The organism is Pollutibacter soli, assembly GCA_029269725.1.
GTDB classification, from domain to species: domain Bacteria; phylum Bacteroidota; class Bacteroidia; order Chitinophagales; family Chitinophagaceae; genus Pollutibacter; species Pollutibacter soli.
The window spans coordinates 1-24,138 of sequence record JARJHS010000014.1; the positions used below are offsets into that span (position 1 = coordinate 1).

At 40.3% G+C, this 24,138-nt stretch carries 18 protein-coding genes; 11 read left to right on the forward strand and 7 right to left on the reverse strand.

The features are described from left to right. Window positions 1-561: 561 nt before the first annotated feature. The gene (locus P2W82_RS23410; protein ID WP_336518388.1) at window positions 562-1,236 is read right to left on the reverse strand and encodes a hypothetical protein; all 675 of its coding nucleotides are present in this window, start codon (window positions 1,234-1,236) and stop codon (window positions 562-564) included. A gap of 55 nt (window positions 1,237-1,291) precedes the next feature. Further along, on the reverse strand, window positions 1,292-2,230 hold the full coding sequence (locus P2W82_RS23415; protein WP_336518389.1) for a hypothetical protein: 939 nt from the start codon (window positions 2,228-2,230) through the stop codon (window positions 1,292-1,294). Between the two features lie 323 nt (window positions 2,231-2,553). Between P2W82_RS23415 and P2W82_RS23420 the strand changes: the two genes are divergently transcribed. Both P2W82_RS23420 and arsN2 read left to right on the forward strand, forming a co-directional pair. Next, window positions 2,554-2,733 (forward strand): hypothetical protein, encoded by a 180-nt coding sequence (locus tag P2W82_RS23420; RefSeq protein ID WP_336518390.1) that lies wholly within the window; start codon window positions 2,554-2,556, stop codon window positions 2,731-2,733. A gap of 162 nt (window positions 2,734-2,895) precedes the next feature. Then, window positions 2,896-3,339 (forward strand): arsenic resistance N-acetyltransferase ArsN2, encoded by a 444-nt coding sequence (arsN2, locus tag P2W82_RS23425; protein ID WP_336518391.1) that lies wholly within the window; start codon window positions 2,896-2,898, stop codon window positions 3,337-3,339. Window positions 3,340-3,654: 315 nt separating this feature from the next. Here the strand turns inward: arsN2 and P2W82_RS23430 are convergent, their stop codons facing one another. The 4 genes from P2W82_RS23430 to P2W82_RS23445 form a co-directional block, all read right to left on the reverse strand. Then, window positions 3,655-4,152, reverse strand: a complete 498-nt coding sequence (locus P2W82_RS23430; protein WP_336518392.1) for a hypothetical protein — start codon at window positions 4,150-4,152, stop codon at window positions 3,655-3,657. Window positions 4,153-4,891: 739 nt separating this feature from the next. Next, the gene (locus P2W82_RS23435; RefSeq protein WP_336518393.1) at window positions 4,892-5,659 is read right to left on the reverse strand and encodes a hypothetical protein; all 768 of its coding nucleotides are present in this window, start codon (window positions 5,657-5,659) and stop codon (window positions 4,892-4,894) included. 117 nt (window positions 5,660-5,776) lie between these two features. Next, window positions 5,777-6,694: a hypothetical protein gene (locus tag P2W82_RS23440; protein ID WP_336518394.1), complete on the reverse strand. Its 918-nt coding sequence runs from the start codon at window positions 6,692-6,694 to the stop codon at window positions 5,777-5,779. 471 nt (window positions 6,695-7,165) lie between these two features. Then, on the reverse strand, window positions 7,166-9,193 hold the full coding sequence (locus P2W82_RS23445; RefSeq protein ID WP_336518395.1) for a kojibiose hydrolase: 2,028 nt from the start codon (window positions 9,191-9,193) through the stop codon (window positions 7,166-7,168). Between the two features lie 510 nt (window positions 9,194-9,703). Here P2W82_RS23445 and P2W82_RS23450 point away from each other — a divergent pair. The 4 genes from P2W82_RS23450 to P2W82_RS23465 all read left to right on the forward strand — a co-directional run bounded on the left by P2W82_RS23450 (window position 9,704) and on the right by P2W82_RS23465 (window position 16,028). Further along, window positions 9,704-12,208 (forward strand): mechanosensitive ion channel family protein, encoded by a 2,505-nt coding sequence (locus P2W82_RS23450; protein WP_336518396.1) that lies wholly within the window; start codon window positions 9,704-9,706, stop codon window positions 12,206-12,208. Between the two features lie 234 nt (window positions 12,209-12,442). Continuing rightward, window positions 12,443-13,273 (forward strand): formate dehydrogenase accessory sulfurtransferase FdhD, encoded by an 831-nt coding sequence (gene fdhD / locus P2W82_RS23455; RefSeq protein ID WP_336518397.1) that lies wholly within the window; start codon window positions 12,443-12,445, stop codon window positions 13,271-13,273. Window positions 13,274-13,311: 38 nt separating this feature from the next. After that, a complete protein-coding gene (locus P2W82_RS23460) occupies window positions 13,312-13,677 on the forward strand; it encodes a DUF7009 family protein (RefSeq protein ID WP_336518398.1) in 366 nt (121 codons plus the stop codon). Window positions 13,678-13,679: 2 nt separating this feature from the next. Continuing rightward, window positions 13,680-16,028 (forward strand): FdhF/YdeP family oxidoreductase, encoded by a 2,349-nt coding sequence (locus P2W82_RS23465; protein ID WP_336518399.1) that lies wholly within the window; start codon window positions 13,680-13,682, stop codon window positions 16,026-16,028. A 53-nt stretch (window positions 16,029-16,081) separates the two neighbouring features. Here the strand turns inward: P2W82_RS23465 and P2W82_RS23470 are convergent, their stop codons facing one another. Further along, window positions 16,082-16,273 (reverse strand): hypothetical protein, encoded by a 192-nt coding sequence (locus tag P2W82_RS23470; RefSeq protein WP_336518400.1) that lies wholly within the window; start codon window positions 16,271-16,273, stop codon window positions 16,082-16,084. 828 nt (window positions 16,274-17,101) lie between these two features. Between P2W82_RS23470 and P2W82_RS23475 the strand changes: the two genes are divergently transcribed. From P2W82_RS23475 to P2W82_RS23495, 5 genes are all read left to right on the forward strand, one after another. Further along, the gene (locus P2W82_RS23475; protein WP_336518401.1) at window positions 17,102-19,963 is read left to right on the forward strand and encodes a T9SS type A sorting domain-containing protein; all 2,862 of its coding nucleotides are present in this window, start codon (window positions 17,102-17,104) and stop codon (window positions 19,961-19,963) included. Between the two features lie 188 nt (window positions 19,964-20,151). After that, on the forward strand, window positions 20,152-20,598 hold the full coding sequence (locus P2W82_RS23480) for a pyridoxamine 5'-phosphate oxidase family protein (RefSeq protein WP_336518402.1): 447 nt from the start codon (window positions 20,152-20,154) through the stop codon (window positions 20,596-20,598). A gap of 13 nt (window positions 20,599-20,611) precedes the next feature. Then, the gene (locus P2W82_RS23485; protein WP_336518403.1) at window positions 20,612-21,619 is read left to right on the forward strand and encodes a zinc-dependent alcohol dehydrogenase family protein; all 1,008 of its coding nucleotides are present in this window, start codon (window positions 20,612-20,614) and stop codon (window positions 21,617-21,619) included. Window positions 21,620-21,696: 77 nt separating this feature from the next. Then, window positions 21,697-23,355: an alpha-glucan family phosphorylase gene (glgP, locus tag P2W82_RS23490; protein ID WP_336518404.1), complete on the forward strand. Its 1,659-nt coding sequence runs from the start codon at window positions 21,697-21,699 to the stop codon at window positions 23,353-23,355. 167 nt (window positions 23,356-23,522) lie between these two features. Further along, window positions 23,523-23,966 (forward strand): Hsp20/alpha crystallin family protein, encoded by a 444-nt coding sequence (locus P2W82_RS23495; protein ID WP_336518405.1) that lies wholly within the window; start codon window positions 23,523-23,525, stop codon window positions 23,964-23,966. The last annotated feature ends 172 nt before the right edge of the window (window positions 23,967-24,138 follow it).

Genomic DNA, 24,138 nt, shown 5'->3' on the forward strand with positions numbered 1-24,138 from the left:
ACATCATTTTCAAATCGTTTCCACACCACATTCTCTTCAAATCCAATACAGGCAACAATTTCAAAGAACTATTATCTTCAATAACGCAACGCTAATGGTTCGTTGTTAGTTGTTAGTTGTTAGTTGTTAGTTGTTCGTTGTTCGTTGTTCGTTGTTCGTTGTTCGTTGTTCGTTGTTCGTTGTTCGTTGTTCGTTGTTAGTTGTTAGTTGTTAGTAACAGCCAGTTAGTTGATAGTGATTCACAACAAACAATAATTTTGTGCAGGTGAAGTCAGGAGATTTGATGTCGGTCAAACATATGACCGCGACAAATGGACTCACTGAAAAAACTGGCGTGTACAATATCTCTCGATCCTAATCGCTTCATGCATAAAAACCGTTCGCCCCTTTGTATCATGTAAAATGAGTCTGAAGAAGGAAAAGACTGAGCAATGGCATCCGTAGATTCATCCATGGGGCGCAAGCCTCTTGTTCGAATTTCTACAACTTCCTGACGAACACTTCCTGCTTCGATAAGTCTTCTAACTACATTTCTTGTTGCAATAACATTTCTTTTTTCCATCAATGTTTACTTGATTCAGGTTTGATGATTTTTATCAGTTTAAATTCAAGCGCACTTTTGTCGTTCATAATATTTTGCGGATGAAGAAATAAAAAGTCGTTTGTCCCGGAAATCATGTTTCCCATTCCATGGATTATTTCAATAATATTGATTGAATCTCCAATGTCACATGTAAGAAGATTTTTATCAGTATAAAATCTGATGTCTGTTTTTGACTTATTTTTTTTAGGAATGAACCTATAGACAGAGTCCTGCTTTTCGATACAAATAATTTTTTCTGCATGAAACAAATCATTTGCCTGTACCTTTCCCTGGATTTCTCCGATATAAAGCGGATCGATACCTATGCACTGATTAAACTTGTTATAGCTCGTAGAAAAATAAATTCCAATCGGAGCCTTATTATTCTGTGTAAGTGAAAAAACAAGTAAAAAAAGTCTTTGCGTGTATCCCGTGCCCTCTAAAGATGTTCTAGTCGTCTTTTCCGAAAGATCGTTTACCATCAGGTAATTTGATACACCATTTTGCTCTACCGGGATTTCAGAAAATGATGCTTCAAACACATACACCTCACTGATCCCCTGAACAGCCGTACTACCTCCATCCAGTTTGCTAAGCCATTCATCATTTTTCCATAAGTCAGATGACAGATTTTTTTCGGGGCTGAAGTTCATATGAACACTACTGCAGCCTGAAAGTAAAATCAGGAATATTAATGATGTTAAAGGTTTAAAATCTGACATCTCTGATATTATTATAGGTTCCTCCTAAATACAGTCTGGTCGGGTCATTATTCGGGTGCAAAGAGTTTTTTATTCGGGTATGAATGATGTCCTGTAATCCCCAGAACTTTCCATTATCATCCACCATTGCGCCGGTAATACCAATGTTTAAACCTATGTTCCTGTCGAAATTCACGCGAAGATGATAACTGGCTGTATTATAATTCGGCGGACGTTGCCTCGTGCTATCAGGTTTTATCTCACCATCATACAATGGGACCTTTATGCCGACAAGATTGGATAATTCATATAGCAAAGGTTTATATCCGGTAAACTGATCGAAACCGAATTCAACGGCATTATAGTTTTCCTCAGTATGGAAAAACAAACAAATTCCGCCGGTCCAGTACCTGTCAAATTTGTCAGCCAGCGGAATCCAATCCCATGGCGGGCCTCCATCATTATAGTAGTTTAAAGAGAATTTGTCGACATTCAAATTGACAGATGCAACCATCTGATGTCGGTTGTGATTGTTCAGAATCAGGTTTGTACCAAGCAGGAAAGCACCTCGCCTGTTGATGGATAAATTATAAAAGTCTCCGTTTTGCACAGTCCGCATCAACTTCATATAAGGCAATTCACTTCCCCATAGAAATCCTGCACTGATACTATTTGTAAAATCAATTTGAAAATCTCTTACCAAAGGGTTCAGGCTGGCACCAACGGTTTTGTGATAAACCGAGACCGATCCGCCGTAGTTCGCTATCACATCACCCTTTATCGCAGAAGCATTAAATCCTACATACACTCTGAAGCCTGGAAAATTATTTGACTTGAAAAAACTGTATAAAAAAATCTGACAGCCAAAATTAAACTGACCTCTATACTGCCAGTTCTTCTCCTGTGCACCCAGCTTACTTACATGAATGGTTACAGTAATGATCAATAAAATCCGTAGTAAAATTTTACTTTGGCAACACATCAGAATGAGTAGAATGATCCGTGAATGACAACTAAATTAGATGAGTGAGAAATTGAAACCACCCGTGTTTTCACCTCATTTTCCCGGGAGTTTTGATACATTCCTGTTCAACCGGTTTTAAAGGGGGCATGAATAGAAAAGTTCTCTAAGCACAACTGGTAAGGTTTCGCCACACTTTAATTATGCTGCCGGCAACCCAAACAATAATCGCCGTCCCTCGCCAGTGGTCCGGATTTTGAGGTTATACTATGGCAAATCTATTCTGACGATTTTTTAAAATTAAGGTTATGAAAAATGTACAACCGAAAAGAAAAGAATCAAATCCTCAGTTTAATATGAATAAGCATCGTCCGGAAAATAAAGACGATCTCGATAGTCGCGAGGGTGAAGAACAGTTATTCAAAGGAGATGACACTACACACAATAAGAAGGAAAAGAAAAATTCCAAAACCAGTTATTCCAAATAGCTATTTTTGAATTTTTATCCGGAGATATCCATGATGTCTCCGGATTTTTTTGCCCTTTTCTAAAGAAAACGTAGGCAAACCGACTTTATAAATCGCAATATTGCGATATATTTGCAATAACCAAACCAGCTATATTCACGTTGCTGATATTACATGCAAAAAATGCAAAAAGGAATCATCATCCAACCTTTTATTTCGAAGCAGCGGGAAGAAATAATCAGCCTGTTGCGATCAGAAAAATTGCCAACAAATGATCTTGCGGACGAGCTGACCCATTTTTTTGTTGCGATGGAGGATGACCGGGTAGTCGGAACGATCGGCCTGGAACTTTATGACAACAATGGACTGCTCAGGTCCTTAATGGTGAAACAAGGATACAGAAATTACAACGTTGCTGGTTCATTGATTAATGAGCTGGAAATCCTGAGTAAAAATCTTCGTCTCGAGAAACTCTACCTGCTAACAGAAACAGCAGAGAATTATTTTTCAAAAAAAGGATATGTCCGAATAGAAAGAAAAGACGCACCTGCATCTTTACAAAAATCATCAGAGTTCAGTCATGCGTGTCCTTCAAGTGCAGCGCTAATGGTGAAATCGATTATATAGTTCGCTGATAAGAACATAAATCGTCTTACAAGACTATGAGAGCAAAGAAGATCCTTTTTATGGTATAGAGAACTCCAACCGCAGCCACGTGGCAGAAGCTTTTGCGAGGGGTCCGGGTCAGGTGTAAATGTCAATCCAAAAGCGATTGCTTCGATGGCTGAGCTTAGTTTCGATCTTACAAAACAATTGTCTGAAACTCTCCACGAGGTAAAAACCTTTGCTCCCCCTATTGCTGTGGTAATTATGGGTTGCGGTGATGCCTGTCCATGGATGCCTGCTAATGATCACGACATAACAGAAAATTTATTTCCGCTATCAATGTCGTGCATAACCCAACTTATGATTTACCCACAGATAATTGTTGGTTTTATTCCGAAGTATGAATAGTAATGCGGCTGAAGCTATCAATGAAAAAGGGAAAGCTGATCCAATCCCCAACGGCGCAATTGCTAAAAGAAAAACGATTGCAGCAATGCATCCGAGTTTCAGAATTCTTCCTTTTAATAACATGCTGATCGAGATCATCAACTGAGAGATGGCGATTGTACTGATCACAGCGGTGATATGCCTGCTGAACCAGCCAAGTATAAAATCGCTGTATAATTTTAAGAAACTCATTTCGGCATACTCCAGATAGACGTTGGGATCATTATGTGCAGTTCGCCAATTCACCCATCCTGCCCAGGCAAAAAGTAAAAAGAATAGAAATCTTGATATCCGCGGTGTCTTCCATGCTGTGAGAAGCAACACGATTGCAGCAAGATTTGACACAATGTATGCCATCATGTAGGCGAGATTTTCAAACCCTTTCATGGCGAGGGGAATTTAACAGTTTGCAATATTCACAACAGATAGCGAAGTACATCAGTATTATTACGCTATCGTAATCAAACTTAAAACGAAGAAAAAGCAGATGATATGACGACGATTAGCGGTAAAGATGATATTGATCAATCAGGATTAGGCATGCAATACTTTAATTCTCTGATCCTTGCATCGAAGTTCTGTTTCAGAACCGGCGTTATTGGCTGCTTTATTTTATCCGGGTAAAGATCGCAGTTGAGTAAGGTGGTATTGACAAGAATATCCTCATCGATAATATTTTGTATCCTGATAACAAAATTTGTCGAAACCTTCGAAAGTGAATGCCAGCAACAATGCCAAGAATCCAGACAATGCATTTCCTGAAGCGACGGGAGCTATTTCTTCTTTCGGTTAAGGCAATGAACTCGTTGCGCATCCTGCGTCAGGGCATTATTAAACTATTGCAATCGCAATATCAAAAACAAGACGCTATTGTCCCTAAGCAATCACCCAGCATACACAAACTGCAATTACACTTATTTTGAAACCCAAAATCTTTCTCAAAAAATGTTATTTATGCAGATATTAAACTTTAAACCATAACCGGAACAATTAGGACCAAATCGTTTTGCTCTAGTCGCAAATAAAAAATGGCCTCCTTATGATTGGAGAATGGATAGTCGGAGATCTCAAATTAATAGCACTCCCGCCACAAACTAAAAGGATCCAGACCAGTCTTGAATATAAGTCAAATTTTTTCCAAAACATGGGACGTTAATTCTCCTATATATATATGGTTGTTACTTTCAATTTTAGCATGATCTATTTTGTTGACAATGATCAGAGATATAATAGTAATTATAAACGGAATAAAAGCAAATAAAATTAGCCTTACCCCGGTCTTTCGATCAATATCATTATTGAAGATCGCACGCCTTATAATTGACACTGGGAGAAAAAAAATAATTAATAGAGTATAAGTAAAAATCAAAAACATTCCGCCAAACGAAAGACTATCCTGAATGAAATTTGTATGGTCATCAAGCGCTCCAATGAGAAAGCATATCCATGACCAGCCTAATATCAAAAAAGTTGTAGAAATTTGCGACGTAAAAGTAAAAAAACTAAAATTTGAGAATAATTTTCTTTGACTCTGATTTTTTGAAAAAAACTGGCTCAAAAAATGAACAAAAAATAAGGATGTACATGTAATGGTGAAAATTAAAATCTCCAATTCGAAATCTGATATAGCGTAGTATTTTCTACTTTCTTTTTGAATTAAAACTTCTTGTTCATTGAAATCGACCTGAGGAAGGGTTTTGACAATAAAATAAAAAATGAACAATGTTATGGCTAAAAAACGATATGGATGATGAGTCGGTTTAATTGTATGAGTATTTTTCTCTTTGCTGAAAATCAAATCGCACAAAGCATTCTTGTCAAATCGAAAAAATAATGTCATCACAAAAAAATAGTTTCTTATTTCCGAAACGACAAGATTGAAAGTTTTACTCATAAAAGAAAATTAACTACATTTCCTTTACTGCTTCCAGAATAAATCCATTCTTAAAACCAAAAATTATTTAAATATTTAAGAGCTTGAATTAAATTTATTTACTTTTATTTTTATTGACTAGCTACTTAAATTTAGATACCTACTACTTTCAATTGCTGAGTTATTAAATTTATTTACCTGACTTTTGATATAATCATCCAGTTTTTTAAGAATATTTTTTGTTTGTTCGTCTCTTACTGCGCGAACATAACGGTCATTCACAATATTCGGGTATTGGGAATTGTCCAAGATTTTATCTTTTGCAGTTCGGCTCCTATTTTTTTGGTAATAGTAATTAAGTGCTTTGTTGTAAGAATCAATCACATTAAAGCAAGTTGCTGAAAATTGATTAACTAGAATTTCAATTTCACTTAGTGACGAATCATGATTTGATTGCCGCACAGATTGTAATAAATCATTTCGATCAAGTTCATTGTTCACTCTATTTTTTCTAGTTTGAATGTTCTTAATAATCTGTGACACATCCTCTGCGGAAAAGGATCTAAACCTATAATTGAAGCTACTAAAATCCTCCATCAACATATCTAAAGTTTCATTGATGTGGCCAAGCGTATCACTTAACCGATGAAAAATACCAGCTAAACCATGAGCTGTTTGAATGGAGTCCAAAAGTGAATTCAAATTTTCTTTTTTTAACAAGTTTACCTTAGGTTTGGTGACATAAAAAAATTGATTTGCAGCTTGTATATGAGTTGGATCACTATACTGAAGATCTGTCAATTTGTATATTTGGCTGCTGGCTTCAGTTAGTATTTCAAGTTCGAAAAGGGACCGTTGCCTTATATTTTCCTCAGCTTGTTGCCGATAAAATAAATAGAAAGGTGCCACTAAAGAAAATAATCCTAAAAACTTCACAACATAGTCAGCAACTTCTTTTGGAGAAAATAAAGGAGAAACATGTTCACGAGTGATCTTTTTTAAAATCTCTTCATTGTTCACTATTTCGTATTCTCGCCTCGTTTCGCGCCATTTCATATTCAACTTTTTAATAAGTTAATTTATGGAATTGTATCAATTACTGCAAATAAAATCACATAGTGATGTTTATTATCCTTGAATGTTGATGAAAACTTTTTAAAGAATGAGGCTTGCTGATACGACCGGTAAAGACGAAATATTTCTCCCTTGCCAGGGGTCAAAATAAAAAGACGTTTGGGAGCAAGAATGAAAAGGAAAGATGATTACAACTAATTGCTAAGAAGCTTATAGTCTTTGGTAAGGGGTAGGCTTTTAAAATACCCTTTCCTGGTACTAGGAAGCATTTCTTAGTAATTCTTACCGATAGATTTTTTACAAACGTCAAGAATATCTTCAAACTAGTCTTATTGACTACACTGAAAATACTTTTTAATTTCTGACGACTGATTTTCTGTATGCGTAACAGAGTAGAAGAACTCTTACCTCATTCCAATTCTATACCGAGTCGCCTTTCATTGTCTTTCAGAATTATTTCGCCGTAAACGTTTTTCCGTCCGGCCCTACTCCGGTGATGGTAATACTTTTCCAGTTGGGAGGCAGGGTTGATTTAATTTGTACTATCCCTTTTGGTGTTATTTCCAAACCGCCGAAGCCCATCATCACACTTTGTAAGATGCCGCCTGCGCCTGTAGCGAAATAAGGGTTTGTTCCTCCCTTTGTTTCTGCAATTACCCTGAACGGCGGTTTTATGTTAGGCAGGTATGCATCTTTAAACCAATGCAAAGCTTTCTCTTTGTTGCCCAATCTTGCATGCAACAACGTGAAAATCGCCTGGGTCATTGCAGGAGTTCCTTCATCGGGCACACGGGTTTCATAATATTCAAGATCTTTTTTGGCCTGTGCGGGATCGTTTACTTCTTTCAATGGATAAGCCAGCAGGTTTACATCTGCCTGCTTGATGCCCTCGCCTTTGTACGAAGCATGCTCTCTCGTAACACCATTTTCCATTTTCAGTACCGGGATATTATTCGCAACATTCATCCAATCCGGATTCGCTGTAACATTCAACAGTTTCGCAGCTTCCGTTGCGAATTGAAGATTAGCCCTGGCAGCGGCATTGGTGAATGCATTATTATCGACGTTCTCGGCCCACTCATCCGCGGCGACAACATTTTTAATATCATATTTTCCAGGACCATTTCTCTCCACACGACTTGCCCAGAAATCGGCAGTTGCAGAAAGTATGGGCCAGCCTTTTTCACGCAGCCAGTTTTTATCCTGCGTTACACAATAGTAATTCCATGCGGCGATGGCTACACACGCTGTGATATGATGTTCGAAAGGTCCGCTCAAAGCCCATACCGGAGTTTCCTCTACACCTGTTTCAGCACTTTCCCAGGGGTACATAGCTCCTTTATATCCTTTGCTGAATGCATTTCGTTTCGCTGCTTCCAATCTTTGAAATCGGTACTCAATCATGCTTTTTGCTATTTCAGGATGCAATACCAGCACAGCCGGATACATCCATAATTCCGTATCCCAGAAGACATGCCCGTTGTAACCGAGTCCGCTTAATCCCATCGGTGATGGTGATAAGGCGGTCCCCTCTCTTGTGAATGAATACAGGTGATACATCATGCTGTGTACGTCCTGCTGACTTTGCGGATCACCCTCTATCTGAATATCGCTTTTCCATAAATCATTCCATGCCTTAGTATGAAAATTGATCAGGCGGTCCCTACCCTCCAGTTTTGCAAAAATGGTGGCTCTTTCTGCTTCGTTGAGCGGATCGTCATGGTGTGCGGATGTAATTGATGAACCTGCTATCGTAAAGCGATAAGTTTCGCCGGCTTTGATCTTCCGGCTGAACTTCATCAGGTGCATATTGTTGTCCCACATTTCGTGGATCACTCTTGGTTCATGACCATGCTCTTCACTGAATAAAAAAGTGTTGCTCGCGCACATCAGTAATTTCCCCGTAGGACTTTTTGCGGAGGAGGTCAATAAACTGATCACGACATGAGGTCTGTCAATTTCATTGTAATAGTTCTGTACATCCTTCAACGCATCCGGAGCTTCCATAGCACTTGCACCGGTGATAGTGATATCTTTTTTTGCCGTAATACTGATATCCATCAAGACCGTGTAAGGTAAATGACGCAAAGAATAATAGGTAGAAGTTACTGTTGATTTATCAGCATAATCAAACTGTGTGGTGAAACTGGCTTTCTGCATGTCCAGTTCCTGTTGCATGTTCGTGGCCGACTTATTGTCGATTCGTTTACCATCTATTTCAAGGTACATATTGAGCAGGTTGAAGCTTTTCAGAAAATTGCTCACCCTTCCCCTGCCGTACAGATCATATGCGCCCGCGAGTACAACTTCCTTTACTTTGAATGGCTCCGGCGAAGAAACAATGCCAATCATACCATTGGCAACGGTGATGCCGTAGTAGTCGTTCGGATCAATGCTGGAAGCTTTTATCTTCCAGGGATCCTGAGCGGAGAGAGAATACTGGATACAGAATAGCAGGAACAGACTGGATAGAAGTTTCATAAAATAGTTTTTGAGATAGGCAAATCGATATCATTGATACACTACGTTTTTGATCAACATCTACAATGGTTGTCAAATGGTGATCATCCTGTACATTAAAATAGGGAATGTTTTGATTCCGTGATAAATGTTCAATTGATCGCAGCATTCATTCCCGCATTGTCAGGCACTTCGTGATGCAAAGAGCATTTCTTTTTGTACCTGAACCCCAATCTTTCAAGTTGGATTCGCCTGGCAGTATTATGTGAAGGACAACATTATCAGTATGCGTTATTGAAGGCAAATTCTCTTTATTATTCAATAATAGAATGCTTAATTGAGCCGGTTCCTGCACGAGGCGGCGGTGTTGTTCCCCCGGGTCATATCGCGGGATAATCATCCTGTCGGGGTCTGTCGGAACTGTACAGGATGCTCAGGATTTCTTACTGCGGCGTTGTAATGTAGTAGTTATGATGATAAACAGTACTTTTAGGACTACCATTCCTGCTTCTACATTCGCAAACACATTTTATGTTCAAACCGGATAAAAGGGTTTCGTCAATACCTTGCCATACGCAAAGGATGGGTATGATGGATCTTTTTTTAAGGGTTTTCATTTGCGTGACTGTGGCTATATGCTTATGCATTCTGCCTGCTGAGGGCCAGGTCGATACAGGAGCAACATTAACGGAAATAGGTGCAGACACCACCTTGATAAAGCCCAAAAAGATGCGGAAAGTGATGGAGGATCTCGGTGAAAGGGCAAAAGGAAGAAATATCCAAAAATTTGCAGAAACCAGAAATGCCATACGCCAGTCAGATATTATTGATCAGATAAAACGGATAACCCTTCAGGCAAGTGACTTTGTAAAGACCAGTATCGATACCGCTGCCATATGGAAAGATTATTATAATACAGATTCACTATTTCAATTGGCAGGAGAAGGCATTTTCACGAACACTGAGGAAATACAGACACATAGGAATCTCACGATTTCTTATAAGATCATCAGCGTATTGCTGGCTAAATCAATACAACGAAAGGAGCAGGTTGATAATTACAGGAAACAACTCGCAGATTACAAATACAGGCTTGATTCACTAAGTGCTGATTCCACTCTGTATCAATTCCCTGCAGACTCCGCCACCTTTGCCGAATACCTCAACACACTTTTTCTCGCGGTAGCGGATGTTGCTCCTGCAGACAGTGCCATAATGAAATCTATTGAAAATGTGCATGGCCTGCAGATACAGTTAACATTGCAGGTGAATAGATTTAGCAAGGCGTTGGAACAAATCGATGCCGCCCGTGCAGCCCTTTCTTCCAACATTTCTCAACGCGAATATGTAAATATCTGGACACCTATCCCCTATTTACGACCATTGCCGGAAATCATATATTTCTCGAAACAAAAAAATCAGCTTGCTTTAAATTATTATGCGGAGCGTAACAAGGGTAAAATTATATTCACCGTACTGATGATTTTTTCGCTGAGTATTTTTCTTAGAAGTCTGAAGCGAAAACTCAAAGAAGAAAATGAACTAAAGAAAGATTTTACCGGCCAACTGGTTTTCAGACATCCTGTACATTCAGCTATTTTCATCGGGCTTAATCTCCTTCAATTCCTTTTTAAGGATCCACCGTTTGTATTTGCCATGATTTTCTGGATCATCTCTGCTTTTTGCCTTACTATAGTTTTCCGGGGATATATCACAAGACTGTGGACAGTGTTCTGGCTTACCATGACTTCTCTGTTTTTGCTCTCATGCGCGACCAATCTTATCCTCCAGGCGTCGCGTCAGGAAAGATGGTGGATGTTGTTGCTGGCGATCGTTGGAATAATTGTCGGAATTTATTCCCTGTTAAAAGGGAAGAGAAGCCAACTCAGGGAAAAAGGAATTATTTATTTTACGGGTTTTGTGATATTGCTGGAATTGTTTGCCGTTTTTTTCAATGTTATCGGACGGTATAATTTATCAAAAACGCTACTCACCAGTGGTTTTATAAACGTAATTATCGGTATTGAATTCCTCCGGACTGCCAGGTTAGTACATGAAATGATATTCGTGGCCTCAAAGTATTATGGCGAGTCAGAAAAAAAAGTATCTCTCATAGATATTGAAAGACGCCGATCCGGTTTACCCCCGGTATATTATGTAGTGGTGCTTACTGGTTGGTTCATTTTATTCGCGCGTAATTTTTACGCTTTCCGGTTACTAACGACCCCGCTTGAACGAATGTTGGTGGAAGAACATACCATTGCAAATTATAGCTTCACGCTCTCCAATGTTCTGGTATTTATAGTCATTATCGCGATTTCAACTTTACTCGCCCAGGTTATTTCATTTTTTACCGCTCCCAAACCTGGAACAATCCCTGACAAAAACAGTACCAAATCAAAAATGGGTAGCTGGATATTACTAGTCAGGATTGCCATTATCAGTGGTGGATTATTTTTAGCAGCAGCTGCAGCCGGCATTCCAATGGATCGGATCACACTTTTGTTAGGCGCACTGGGTGTGGGCATCGGCTTTGGCCTCCAGGAGCTTACGAGCAGCCTCATCAGCGGTATTATCATCGCATTTGAAAAGCCCGTAAACGTAGGGGATTTTGTAGAAGTCGATGCACAGTCAGGCATCATGAAATCAATCGGATTCAGAAGCAGCGTGATCACCAGCGAGGATGGCGCTAATGTCATTATACCAAATGCCACATTACTGAGCTCTAATCTCATTAACTGGACTATGAGTAATGAGAAAAGAAGGGTCGATGTGGATGTTCAGATGATGTTTGGTACTGACCTGACAAAAATTAAAACCATTTTACTTGAGCTTCTAGCATCCGATGCGCGTATCTTAAAACAACCTGCACCCGCGGTGGAATTGGTGGAATTTAAAAAAGACACTGTCAGTATCCGCGTTTATTTTTGGGTGGCAAAGGTATTGGAATGGGAATCCGTGCGTAGTGACCTGATCATGGAAATTGACCGCTTGTTTAGAGAGCATGCGTTCCCGATGCCATTGACACAGGGGTAATATCTCCGGATGCAATCATTTTGTACACTGCTCCGTCATCGACTTTGATTTTGTCGTCAAAAACAAAAATGCCTCACCTGCTGAAACGCTTTCTGCATGCTGGTACACGTTTTCACAGCACTGTGAGACAGGACCCGAACCCAATCCGGTATTTATCCTGAAATCAATTTCTTGCAAATAACTTTTAAATTGTATTATACCGGGACATTTTAATAAGGGTAGTAAATTTAACAGATGCAAAACGATTCGGTTGCTTATATAAAAATGAAAAAAGTCAGTATTAACGAAGTGCTTGATGCTGATGATGAACTGGCAATAGAAGAGCCACTGGAGATTAATGTACGATTTGAAAACAAAGGAATTCCGGTACAAAAATGTGTTTCCATTACGATGCGAACACCCGGTAATGATGAAGAATTAGGTGTTGGTTTCTTATTCACTGAGGGCATCATTCAAAAAAGAGAAGATGTTGCTGACGTAAGCAGCGCTCCGGTGGCAGGCAATAAAGTGCTCATCACTTTGAACAAAAATAAACAACCATTGCTTCAGAATGCTGAACGCAATTTCTATACTACTTCCAGTTGCGGGGTTTGCGGAAAGACGGGCATAGATGCCATCAGAACTACATCTGTCTATAAAAATGATACAGATGAAATTTGCTTACCGGCCGATTTATTTTACCATTTAAACGATGTATTAAGAAAAAAACAGGCCGTGTTTGAAAGTACCGGTGGCTTACATGCTTCTGCGTTATTTGATTTGCATGGAAATTTCACAATGCTTCGGGAAGATGTTGGCCGACACAATGCATTGGATAAAGTAATCGGCACTGCTTTTTTAAATGACCAGTTGCCGTTGAACAATTCAATTTTATTATTGAGTGGAAGAGCAAGTTTTGAATTGGTGCAAAAAGCAACAATGGCAGGAATAAAAATAATTGCTGCCATCGGGGCACCATCCAGCTTAGCAGTTCAGCTGGCAGAAGAGACAGGTATAACGTTGATCGGTTTTTTACGCAATCAGCGATTCAACATTTACTCGGGCGAACAAAGGATCAGGTTATAGCTGGTTCGAAATAAATCGATAGCATAAATGACCACTTTATGAAACTACGCATCAAAGGAAATTCAATACGTCTTCGATTGTCAAAACCAGAGGTTGAAAAGCTCGCGGTGGCCAACTATCTCGAAGAGCGTACCCCATTTGGCAACAATAGTTTTCGTTACGCTTTACAGACTACAGATGCTGCTGAAATTTCTGCTGATTTTGATGGCAGCAAAATCACTGTGTTCATCCCTGAAATCTTTATTAAAGACTGGGCGGTAAATGATGTGGTGGGGTTTAATGCAGCAATGCATGTTAGTGATACAGAATCTATATTCATTTTAGTAGAAAAAGATTTTAAATGCCTTGATGAAGCAACTGAAGACCAGTCGAACAACTATGAAAACCCGAATAAAACCTGCTGATCATGAACGATGGATCAAAACAGCCTGGTGCAGAAAATCCTGAATTATTTACCGGGTTGAAACGAAGTAAAATCAGGAAAGCAGCTGCCGGTGTGGGTGCCGTTATGTACGCCGGTAAAATGATTTTCAAAGAAGCGGGCTTTTTTCGTGGACTGAAAGCGTTGTTTCATTTAAATAAAAAGAGCGGGTATATCTGTCCGGGCTGTGCATGGCCCGACCCTGACGATGAGCGATCAGCAATAGCGGAGTATTGTGAAAATGGCGCAAAGGCTGTAGCTGAAGAAACGACTACAAAAAAATTAACTGCATCATTTTTTGCGGAAAATGCAGTAAAAGATTTAGCCCTGCTCAGCGATTATGAGATCGGCAAAAAGGGTCGCATAGCACAACCAATGTATTTGTCAAAAGATAGCACTCACTATAAAGCTATTTCCTGGAAAGATGCCTTTAAGAAAATCGGCGTTGCGTTAAATAATTTGTCATCACCGGATGAAGCTATTTTTTATACATCGGGACGTACGAGCAACGAAGCAGCTTTTTTATACCAGCTTTTTGTAAGGGAGTTTGGAACGAATAATTTACCCGACTGCAGCAATATGTGCCACGAGAGCAGTGGCGTTGCATTAACAGAATCCTTAGGTGTTGGTAAAGGATCAGTAAAGCTGGACGACTTTAATGAAGCAGAAGTAATTATAATCATAGGACAAAATCCGGGCACCAATCATCCCCGAATGCTGATTGCATTGCAAAAAGCAAAAGCGAATGGCGCTACGATCATCTCCATCAATCCCCTTCCTGAAACTGGTTTAATGGGCTTCAGTAACCCTAAGCAGGTTAAAGGATTATTAGGTATCAGTTCGCCATTGACAGATGTTTTTTTACAGGCAAAAATAAATGGCGACATGCCTTTGTTGCAGGCGATAGAAAAACTATTACTGGAAGAAGAGGAAAAAAATCCGGGCTCAGTCTTTGACCGCGATTTTATTGAGCAAAAAACAGATGGCTTTGATGATTTTAAAAAGCATTTGCAGCAGTTGAACATGGATGATCTGGTGAGATCTTCGGGTATTGACCTGGCGCAATTAAAAGAAACGGCGGAAATATTAAAAGATAAAAAGAAAATTATTGCCTGCTGGGCGATGGGCCTTACCCAGCATAGAAATGCTGTTGACACGATAAAGGAAATAGTGAACCTGTTATTATTGAAAGGGAGCATTGGTAAACCAGGTGCCGGCACATGCCCGGTCCGGGGGCATAGTAATGTACAGGGAGATCGTACCATGGGAATCAATGAACGGCCATCAAAAACTTTTTTGAAATCAATAGAAGATCAGTTCCATTTTACTCCACCTCAGCACGAAGGTTATGATGTGGTGAAAAGCATCAACGCTATGCATGAAGGGAAAGCGAAAATATTCTTTGCACTAGGTGGCAATTTTCTTTCTGCGACACCTGACACCAATTATACAGCCGAAGCATTGCGAAAATGCAAACTGACTGTTCATGTTTCCACCAAACTGAATCGAAGCCATTTGATCCATGGCGAAGAAGCATTGATTTTACCCTGTCTTAGCCGCAGTGATAAAGACATTATCAATGGAGTGGAACAATTTGTTTCCTGCGAAAACTCAATGAGTGTGGTGCAATCGTCCAAAGGAGTTCTGAAGCCAGTATCCAGCCAGTTGCTTAGCGAACCTGTGATCGTGTGCAGACTGGCTAAAGCAACTTTAGGTAACCGCAGTAAGTTGAACTGGGATAAATATGAACAACACTACGATGCAATAAGAGATGACATCGAACGCACCATTGCAGGTTTTGAAAACTACAATAAACGTATCAGAGTTGCCGGAGGTTTTTATCTGCCCAATGGTAACCGCGATGGAAATTTCGACACAGCTTTCACAAAAGCACACTTTAATATAGCAACATTTGCAGCGTTTCCAATGAAAGAAGACGAGCTGATGATGATGACCATCAGGAGCCACGATCAGTTCAATACAACCATCTATGGACTAAACGATCGCTACCGTGGTATTTTTAATGAACGACGGGTGGTATTTATGAATCAGCACGACATGAACAGCCGCGGTATAAAAGATGGTGACGTTGTAGACCTGTTTAATAATTATGACGGGATAGCAAGGGAGGCACATAAATTTATAGCAGTTGCATATCCGATTCCTCGTGGTTGCGCAGCCACTTATTTTCCCGAAGCAAATGTACTGGTACCTGTTTCCAGTGTTGCTTATAAAAGCAATACCCCGACTTCAAAACAGGTAGCTGTAATAGTAAAAAAACATACGGATAAAAATAAAGTTGATATCAATAGCAAGGTGCAGACAGAAAGTTGAACCAGTATAAGTCTGACTGCAGTTGCAGGAAAGGCTTTGGAAATTTAGTAATTCTAAACTTTATGTTGCCTGTATTTTTCCGGTCTTTGTCCGGTCAGCATTTCAAGTTCCGATAATACTGATTCAATTTTCAGGCAGATATCCTTTGTTTGTAAAAAACGCGTGCCGTCGCGAATTACATCACTCAGGAGCTGTCGTAAGTCCGCCAATTCTTTGTTTAGTTCAACAACTTTATCATCCGGCATATTGCCACATTAATACTGTTCGGTTTAATATTTTAACACAACAGGAAATTCAAATCCTCACTTCAGCTTTTTTACCAGCTATAAAAAGATGATATGGCTGATTGTGAACATATACTGATTTCCCGGTAAAGCGATTTGGAAAACACCTGATTCAACGAACACCGAATAACGATGAACCTGCCTTTGCCGGCAGGCGAATAACGATCACCAATGCCCGCCAACGGCTCACACTTTATCAGCAATCCCTAAATAAATAATGCGCAGAAATATTGGTCTCCAAAACTGAAATGAAAACTCTTCTTAAAAGACTTTTCTGAACGAGACGATCTTTTTCAGGTCGAAATTTTATAAATCAGTAAAAGTTCTATTCGTACCCCGGCAATTTAGAAAGTGACTGTGAATACTAACACAAGGACCACATTTCTTCGATACAATTGCTCGTTGAAAGGCGATAATTGGTATTCTGAAGTTACCTATTTCCCCGGACCCCCAGTGATTTAGTTTTTGACCAACCGCTTTTCATATCCAACGGCTATGAATGCTAATCATTGGTTTTGCTCTCTTTTAATAATACCCATCGCATGTTATCCTTTTAAAAATGCAATCCGGGGATATGTTCTTTAACCTCGCATGGTTAGTCTCAGTTTTCCCGGCTCGTAAAGAATTCCCATGAATTGGGATTTACAAAATGTGGTTAATGCGAAGAATGACCAACGTCATATGAATATCTGATAGTTCTTTAGTATGAAAGCTGAATTTCGACGTACTTATGCATGTTGAAGATTTAAGCGACAAAGCTTATAGTATTATAAAGTGCAACTTAAATAAATGAAAGCGCTGTTTATAAGTTTGTGTCTCGCGGTTTTACACACCTGTTTACCAGCCCAGGTAAACAGATGGACCGGAGCTGTCGACAATCGTTTCTGGGATTCACCGGGTAACTGGTCTTTGGGCAAGGTACCTGAAGAAGCTCATGATGTTGTATTTGACAATGCATCAGTAGCGCTTGATATTTCAGAGATACCGGGAGATACCGTCAGGATCAACAGTCTTTCTTTCACCAACAGCAGCTCGGTTCTATTTGTATTCGGCGCTGATTTCCTGCTGGGAAAGGAAAGCGATTCAACAGCATTTTATCTCGATCGGACCTCCTACCTGGATTTTACAGGCAAGAGCATTTCTTTTAAAAACCCTCATGTAAAATCTTCGATTGATGGATTTTGTCGTTTGACAAGAAGATACAGTAGCTTTTGTCGATACAATGCCCGGAATTCAATTACCACTATCAGGGGATCAATTTCTGATGATGTAGACACTTACGCAGGTGACGGTAACTATCAATCGTTTATTTCAACAAAAGAAGAACTGCGTTTTCTTGAAGGAGCGAGTTACAGTGGTTTCGTGGGACTGGCCGTTCCTTTAGCCACCTGGGATTCAGGAAGTATTTGCAGCATTACTGCGATTAATGATAATATCCGCAACCTCGATCAGGATTTCTGGGATTTTGGATTGTATTTTCACCAGGATATGCCTGATGACACCGGTCGTATGAACTCGAATATCAATGTAAGACACAACTTCCGCGTAGGAACACCCATTATTTTTTCCGATACCACTTCATTAATCACCATCAATACGGGCAATCTTCTTATTTCAGGACCCGAATCCGCGGTGGGTGTGAGAGGGCCGGGCGATCTCCGGATAAATGTGCTACATGACTACAGCGGTGATCTGGTGCTTAAAGCAGGGCCGGGAAAAGCAAATCTTTTTATTGGAGGAAATTATGTGGCTGGTGCATTAACCGTTGTTACTGTACCGGAAGATTCAGCTATGGTATCTGTTTCAGGAAATCTGTTTGCAGACAAGCCGATTGTTTTCTCGGCTGCGTCAAATGCCGTGGGTGTTATAAAGGTGAAAGGAAATGTTTATCTGGGTTCGGGATTATTGAAAGAGGAAGGACCAGGGAGCAGCAGAGGCATTTTAGAATTTGAAGGAACAAATCCGCAGATGCTGAAATCGTTTAAGCAGCAATACCTGGACTCTGTAGATGTAATCGTTAGGAAGGGTTCCATCCTGCAGTTTGATTCGTCTGCGCACGAAACGGGAGGATCTGGAAAATTTATAGTGGAACCCGGAGCGACACTTGGTATCAGGCATCCTGAAGGCATCAGTAATGCTGCACTAACCGGCGCGATTCATACGTCGGGTATCAGAAGTTTTGCGAAGGATGCCAATTATATTTTTAATGGAAACACCAATCAGAAAACCGGCGATGGCTTTAAAGGTGCCTCCGTTTTAACAGCCGGCATTGACAATGGTAACTCACTTACGTTAACAAACGACAGCATTATTGTTCTTGATACTTTGAAACTGGTAAAAGGCGGCCTGGATGGAAAACAAAAAACAATTTTTGTAAAAAGAAACTGGACCGGTAACACAAAAACTTCAGCAGTGACTATGCCAGCCGTAATCTTTGATGGCGATAGCCCTGGTAGCATCAGTGGATCAGATTCAGCAGTTTTCAACCGTCTCACTGTAAACAAAAATGCTGCCCAGGTGCTCTTATTGACAGAGTGCCATGTGTCGGATAGTTTGGTAATCGGTTCGGTTTTAAAACTGGGCAACCATCATCTTACACTTGCGGACAGCGCCGATATACTCGCATACCACGGAAAAAATTTCGGATCATCTGCAATGATCATTGCCGATAGTACCGGTGAATTGCGTAGAGGATTTAGTTACACAAAAATGTGTTCATCCTGTTTGTTTCCTGTTGGAAGTGAGCAACCTCCCGAATATTCTCCGGTAACATTGGGTTTTGTGAAGCTGACAGCCGGCAATGGATCGATCGGAGTGAGTCTTCGGGGGAGAAAACATCCTCAGAATACCAATCAGACTTCTTATCTGAAAAGATACTGGATACTACATCAGGAAGGACTGGCTGATTTTTTAGTAAATGCGTCCTTCTGCTATACCGATGCGGACGTTACGGGAAATGAAAATGATATCAGGCTTGCCAGATGGGATAGTATATCGCTTTGGACTGTTTATAATAATTCGGTTAAGCCTAACGATAATCTTCTTAAAAAAGATTCGCTGACTTCTTTATCGGACTTTACCGGGATGGCAGAAGCCCATTCAACCCCTTTCGGTTTTAAGTCAGTTAAGGTCAGTATTGATGGAGGAAGTATTGTGCTTGTGGATTTTGAAGTGGTGAATGATGAAGCTGCTTCAAAATATATTATCGAACGATCGCCGGGTAACCAGAATTACATCTCTCTCGCTCAGATCATTCCTTCAGATACAACAGTATATCAATTTACAGATTCAGCTCCTTTACCAGGAACCAATAGTTATCGTGTCAAAGCTGTTTTGAAAAACGGTGATGCTGTTTTAAGTTCCGTTTCGACGATTGATGTATTCCAGGTCAATGGTAAACGTAACATCAACATTTATCCTAATCCGATAAGATCGAATACCGTAAAGTTTACTCTGCAAAATGTTGTTCCCGGGAAATATAAATTAGTTATTTATGGTACTAAAGGGGACGGCGTATATCATAAAGAACTCGAAGTTTTGCCGGGTATATCCGCGCAGGAAATTATTCTTAAATCGTCATTGCCAGCTGGTTTGTATCAAATGGTTCTCCAAAGCGAAAAGAATATTTATGTAGCATCCTTCATAAAGTAACTGCTGTTTGGTGGCTTCAGCAACTGCAGCACCGGCCATCGTACGAAAAATATCATATCCGGGATCCGATAGTGCGCGAAATCAGTCTGAAGCCTGATTCCCGTCATTCCCAGCTATACACGGATAGATTTAATTGCAGGAACAACAATGGACAGAACCCTGTCTGGAATAGCACAAAACATACAGCTATGTTAGGTACAATGACACAGGATCGCATGAAAACGATTCTCGCAAGCCAGGTGCTGGGAAGGCTTGGCTGCGTAGATGGAGGAAAACCCTACATCATTCCGGTGACATATATGTTTGATGGAAAATATATTTACGGTCAGACAAACGAAGGGAAAAAATTATCAGTGCTGAGAAAAAATCCGCATGTATGTTTCGAAGTTGATCTGATGTTAAACATGCGAAACTGGGAAAGTGTGATTGTGTATGGAACATTTGAAGAGCTGAAGGGTGTTTACGCATCCGAAGCCAGAGACTTGCTTTTTGACCGGGTTTATCCCCTCATGGCGAGTACAACAATACATCCTCACGAACATGAAGTAACAACCGTTGTCGATGTTAGTTCAGGAGCGAAATATGTCATGTACAGGATAAAAATCGAAAAAATGACAGGGCGTTTCGAGCGTTGAGAAATTCCGGCACATGAGTATACCTTTAATGATGCGTGCAATGGTTCTCGAAAAAAAAAGCCATTCATTAACGCTGAAACAAATCCCCGTTCCATCTCCTGGTACCGGACAAATTCTGATAAAGGTGAAAGTTTGCGGCGTTTGCCGTACAGACTTACATATCGTTGATGGTGAGCTACCCGATCCGAAACTGCCATTGGTGCCAGGGCATGAAGTTATCGGACAAGTAGTTACCCTCGGGCCAGGCTGTGCAATCTTTTCAGAAGGCGACGTCGTGGGTGTTGCATGGCTTGGATATACATGCAATTCCTGCGAATTCTGTTTACACGGATCGGAGAATCTTTGCGATAAAGCCCTGTTTACCGGCTACACGCTGGATGGAGGTTTTGCTGAATACATTTTGGCAAACGAAGGTTATTGTTATCCGATCCCCACAGGTTATGCAAATGCAGCGGGTGCTCCTTTGATGTGTGCAGGCCTGATTGGATATAGAAGTTATCAAATGATATCTTCATTTTCAGAGACTATTGGTTTTTATGGCTTCGGGGCTGCCGCTCATATTCTCGTGCAGATTGCCGTTGCACAAAAGAAAAAAGTTTTTGCGTTTACCAGGGAAGGTGATAGAAATGCGCAGTCATTTGCACTTGAATCGGGAGCCGTATGGTGCCATGGATCTGAAACCCAGGCACCAGAAAAACTGGATGCCGCTTTGATTTTTGCACCTGCCGGAAATCTTGTGCCAAAGGCATTAACGGATATCAGGAAAGGAGGAACAGTGGTTTGTGGAGGAATACATATGTCTGATATTCCTTCGTTTCCTTATCGGCTCCTATGGGGTGAAAAGACGCTCAGGTCTGTCGCGAATCTGACCAGAAAAGATGGTATCGGATTTTTTGAAACAATAGATTCGATTCCTGTACAAACGGAAACAAAAATCTTCCCGCTGGAGATGGCAAATAGTGCGCTTGAACAATTGCGGTCGGGGGGAATAAGAGGCGCTGCAGTTCTGGAAATCGGATAACTGCAGCCTCATGATATCCCGGAGTTTTACCGGCTTTTGAAAATCAATTTTACAATCCAGAGTCATATTTTCCGAAAATGCCTTTTGAATTTAAATTCCCTTACAATATCGATGGTCAGTATAGCCGGCGTGTAGCTTACTTCAGCATGGAATTCGCCGTGCATCAATGCCTGAAGGTGTATGCAGGTGGTCTTGGATTTCTTGCCGGTTCTCACATGAGAAGTGCCTATGAGCTTAAGCAAAATATTGTCGGTGTCGGAATTTTATGGAAATATGGTTATTATGACCAGATCCGGAATGCGGACGGCAGAATGAATGTTTTGTTTCAGGAAAAGATATATGGCTTTCTCGAAAAAACAGATTTGCGATTTGCTATCCAGGTTTCCGGAAAAAATGTAGTAGTGACAGCCTATTATCTGCCCCCGGAAATTTTCCACACGGCACCCATCTTTTTTTTAAGTACTGATCTTCCGGAAAATGATTACCTCGCACAAACGATTTGTCATAAGCTGTATGATTCAAATCCCGAAACGCGTATCGCAGCGGATATTCTATTGGGCGATGGGGGTGCAACACTTTTGGAAAAACTCCGGTGGTATCCGGACATCTATCATCTTAATGAATCGCATGGTTTGCCACTTGCGCTTCACCTGCTGAAAAAAACTAAAAATATAAATGACGTAAAACAAAAGCTACGCTTTACAAATCATACACCGGAAGCTGGTGGAAACCCACAAACAAACATTTTTCTATTGGAAAGAATGGGGTTTTTCTGTGGAATCCCGTTGAGTGATATTTTTGCGATCACTTCGATAAGTTCCGATACACTTAATCATACTTTACTCGCATTGCAGATGTCAGGAAAAGCAAATGCAGTTTCTAATATGCATTTGCAGACACTCCGGGAGATGTGGAAAGATGCAAAACAGATTTGCGAAATTATTTCTATAACGAATGCTCAAAGTTTTTCCTATTGGGCAGATAAGGAAATGTATACTGCAATGGAAAATGATGATGACAAAGCATTGTCCGACCTAAAGAAAAAAGCAAAAAAAAATCTTTTTGAAGAAGTTGCTGATCAGAATGGAGAGATTTACAGTGAAGACATTCTTACAATTGTATTCGCGAAAAGATTCGGCAATTATAAACGACCGGGGTTGCTTTTACAGAATCCGGAAAGGTTCCGGAAGTTGGTGACGAACCCGAACCAACCAGTACAAATCATCTGGGCCGGCAAACCTTATCCGATGGATTATGATGCAATTGCATTGTTTGATCGGATCGTTAATGTTTGTAAAACCTATTCAAACTGTTCGACTCTTGTGGGTTATGAACTGAAATTGTCCAGACTTCTGAAACAAGGTGCTGATATCTGGCTGAATGTTCCGAGATTAACCCATGAAGCTTCAGGCACCAGTGGAATGACGGCAGCCATGAATGGCGCCATTAATCTTTCAACGAATGATGGATGGTACCCGGAATTTGTATTACACGGCATCAACGGATTTGTTTTGCCGGATACTGATCCGAAACTCCCTGCTCATCAACTGGATGAAACAGATGCTGACTCACTTTATGACGCCCTGGAAAATACGCTCATCCCCATGTATTACAATGCGCCTGATCAATGGATATCAGTAATGAAAAAAAGCATGAAGGATGTTTCTGTCAGATTTGATTCACACCGCATGGCTGATGCGTATTATCAACTGATGTATGTACCCGTTCAGGTTTAGATATCAAATTCAATCCCTTTCCCATCCGATGCTGGATAACCTTGTCCTTTAAATATCTCTCCTGCTCTGATTTCAATCAGCTGATCGGCTGACGAAAGTGCTTGCTTCCAACAGTAGTCCGGTTTTATTTTAGTAGTAACATTTATTCAACCAAAAAATAATATACTATGTCATCAAGCACACTTGCAAGGTTGTCCGACAGGATGCCATCGTTATTCAACGATTTTTTTAAGCCATGGAATGAATTGTATGACAATGATTCCTTTTTCGGACCACTGTCAAAAATTCCCGCTGTAAACATTACAGAACATAAGCACGAATACCTCGTTGCCCTGGCGGCACCAGGAATGAAAAAAGAAGATTTCAAAATCGATATGGATGGGAATATTCTCACCATCAGCTCAGAAAAAGAAGAGACTAAAGAAGAAAAAGAGAAAAAATTTACCCGCAAAGAATACAATTACTCTTCCTTCAGCAGAAGTTTCACAGTTCCGGAAGAAATCATTCGTGAGAAAATTGAAGCCAGATACGAGAACGGGATTCTCAATATATCACTTCCCCGAAAAGATGAACCAAAAAAAGCAGCCAGTAAGCAAATTTCAGTGAAATAGAACTACTGGTCTGTCGACACGGAGTCCAACCCAATTCGCAGGGATTACCTGATCTAAAAATCCGGGTGGTTCAGCCCCGGTACTATGTTGCCGGGGCTTTTTAATGGAAGAATATTTATTGTTTCTAAACAAACCTGAAGAGCCATAAGGTGAATACAAGGTAAATGAGTTA

What these genes read in the sequence shown, in the direction of transcription:
- P2W82_RS23435 (WP_336518393.1), bottom strand. Translation starts at nt 5,659, where the DNA reads ATGAGTAAAACTTTCAATCTTGTCGTTTCGGAAATAAGAAACTATTTT.
- P2W82_RS23470 (WP_336518400.1), bottom strand. Translation starts at nt 16,273, where the DNA reads ATGCCGGATGATAAAGTTGTTGAACTAAACAAAGAATTGGCGGACTTA.
- fdhD (WP_336518397.1), top strand. Translation starts at nt 12,443, where the DNA reads ATGCAAAACGATTCGGTTGCTTATATAAAAATGAAAAAAGTCAGTATT.
- P2W82_RS23480 (WP_336518402.1), top strand. Translation starts at nt 20,152, where the DNA reads ATGTTAGGTACAATGACACAGGATCGCATGAAAACGATTCTCGCAAGC.
- P2W82_RS23465 (WP_336518399.1), top strand. Translation starts at nt 13,680, where the DNA reads ATGAACGATGGATCAAAACAGCCTGGTGCAGAAAATCCTGAATTATTT.
- P2W82_RS23495 (WP_336518405.1), top strand. Translation starts at nt 23,523, where the DNA reads ATGTCATCAAGCACACTTGCAAGGTTGTCCGACAGGATGCCATCGTTA.
- P2W82_RS23420 (WP_336518390.1), top strand. Translation starts at nt 2,554, where the DNA reads ATGAAAAATGTACAACCGAAAAGAAAAGAATCAAATCCTCAGTTTAAT.
- P2W82_RS23460 (WP_336518398.1), top strand. Translation starts at nt 13,312, where the DNA reads ATGAAACTACGCATCAAAGGAAATTCAATACGTCTTCGATTGTCAAAA.
- P2W82_RS23440 (WP_336518394.1), bottom strand. Translation starts at nt 6,694, where the DNA reads ATGAAATGGCGCGAAACGAGGCGAGAATACGAAATAGTGAACAATGAA.
- P2W82_RS23450 (WP_336518396.1), top strand. Translation starts at nt 9,704, where the DNA reads ATGTTCAAACCGGATAAAAGGGTTTCGTCAATACCTTGCCATACGCAA.
- P2W82_RS23410 (WP_336518388.1), bottom strand. Translation starts at nt 1,236, where the DNA reads ATGAACTTCAGCCCCGAAAAAAATCTGTCATCTGACTTATGGAAAAAT.
- glgP (WP_336518404.1), top strand. Translation starts at nt 21,697, where the DNA reads ATGCCTTTTGAATTTAAATTCCCTTACAATATCGATGGTCAGTATAGC.
- P2W82_RS23445 (WP_336518395.1), bottom strand. Translation starts at nt 9,193, where the DNA reads ATGAAACTTCTATCCAGTCTGTTCCTGCTATTCTGTATCCAGTATTCT.
- P2W82_RS23430 (WP_336518392.1), bottom strand. Translation starts at nt 4,152, where the DNA reads ATGAAAGGGTTTGAAAATCTCGCCTACATGATGGCATACATTGTGTCA.
- P2W82_RS23475 (WP_336518401.1), top strand. Translation starts at nt 17,102, where the DNA reads ATGAAAGCGCTGTTTATAAGTTTGTGTCTCGCGGTTTTACACACCTGT.
- arsN2 (WP_336518391.1), top strand. Translation starts at nt 2,896, where the DNA reads ATGCAAAAAGGAATCATCATCCAACCTTTTATTTCGAAGCAGCGGGAA.
- P2W82_RS23485 (WP_336518403.1), top strand. Translation starts at nt 20,612, where the DNA reads ATGAGTATACCTTTAATGATGCGTGCAATGGTTCTCGAAAAAAAAAGC.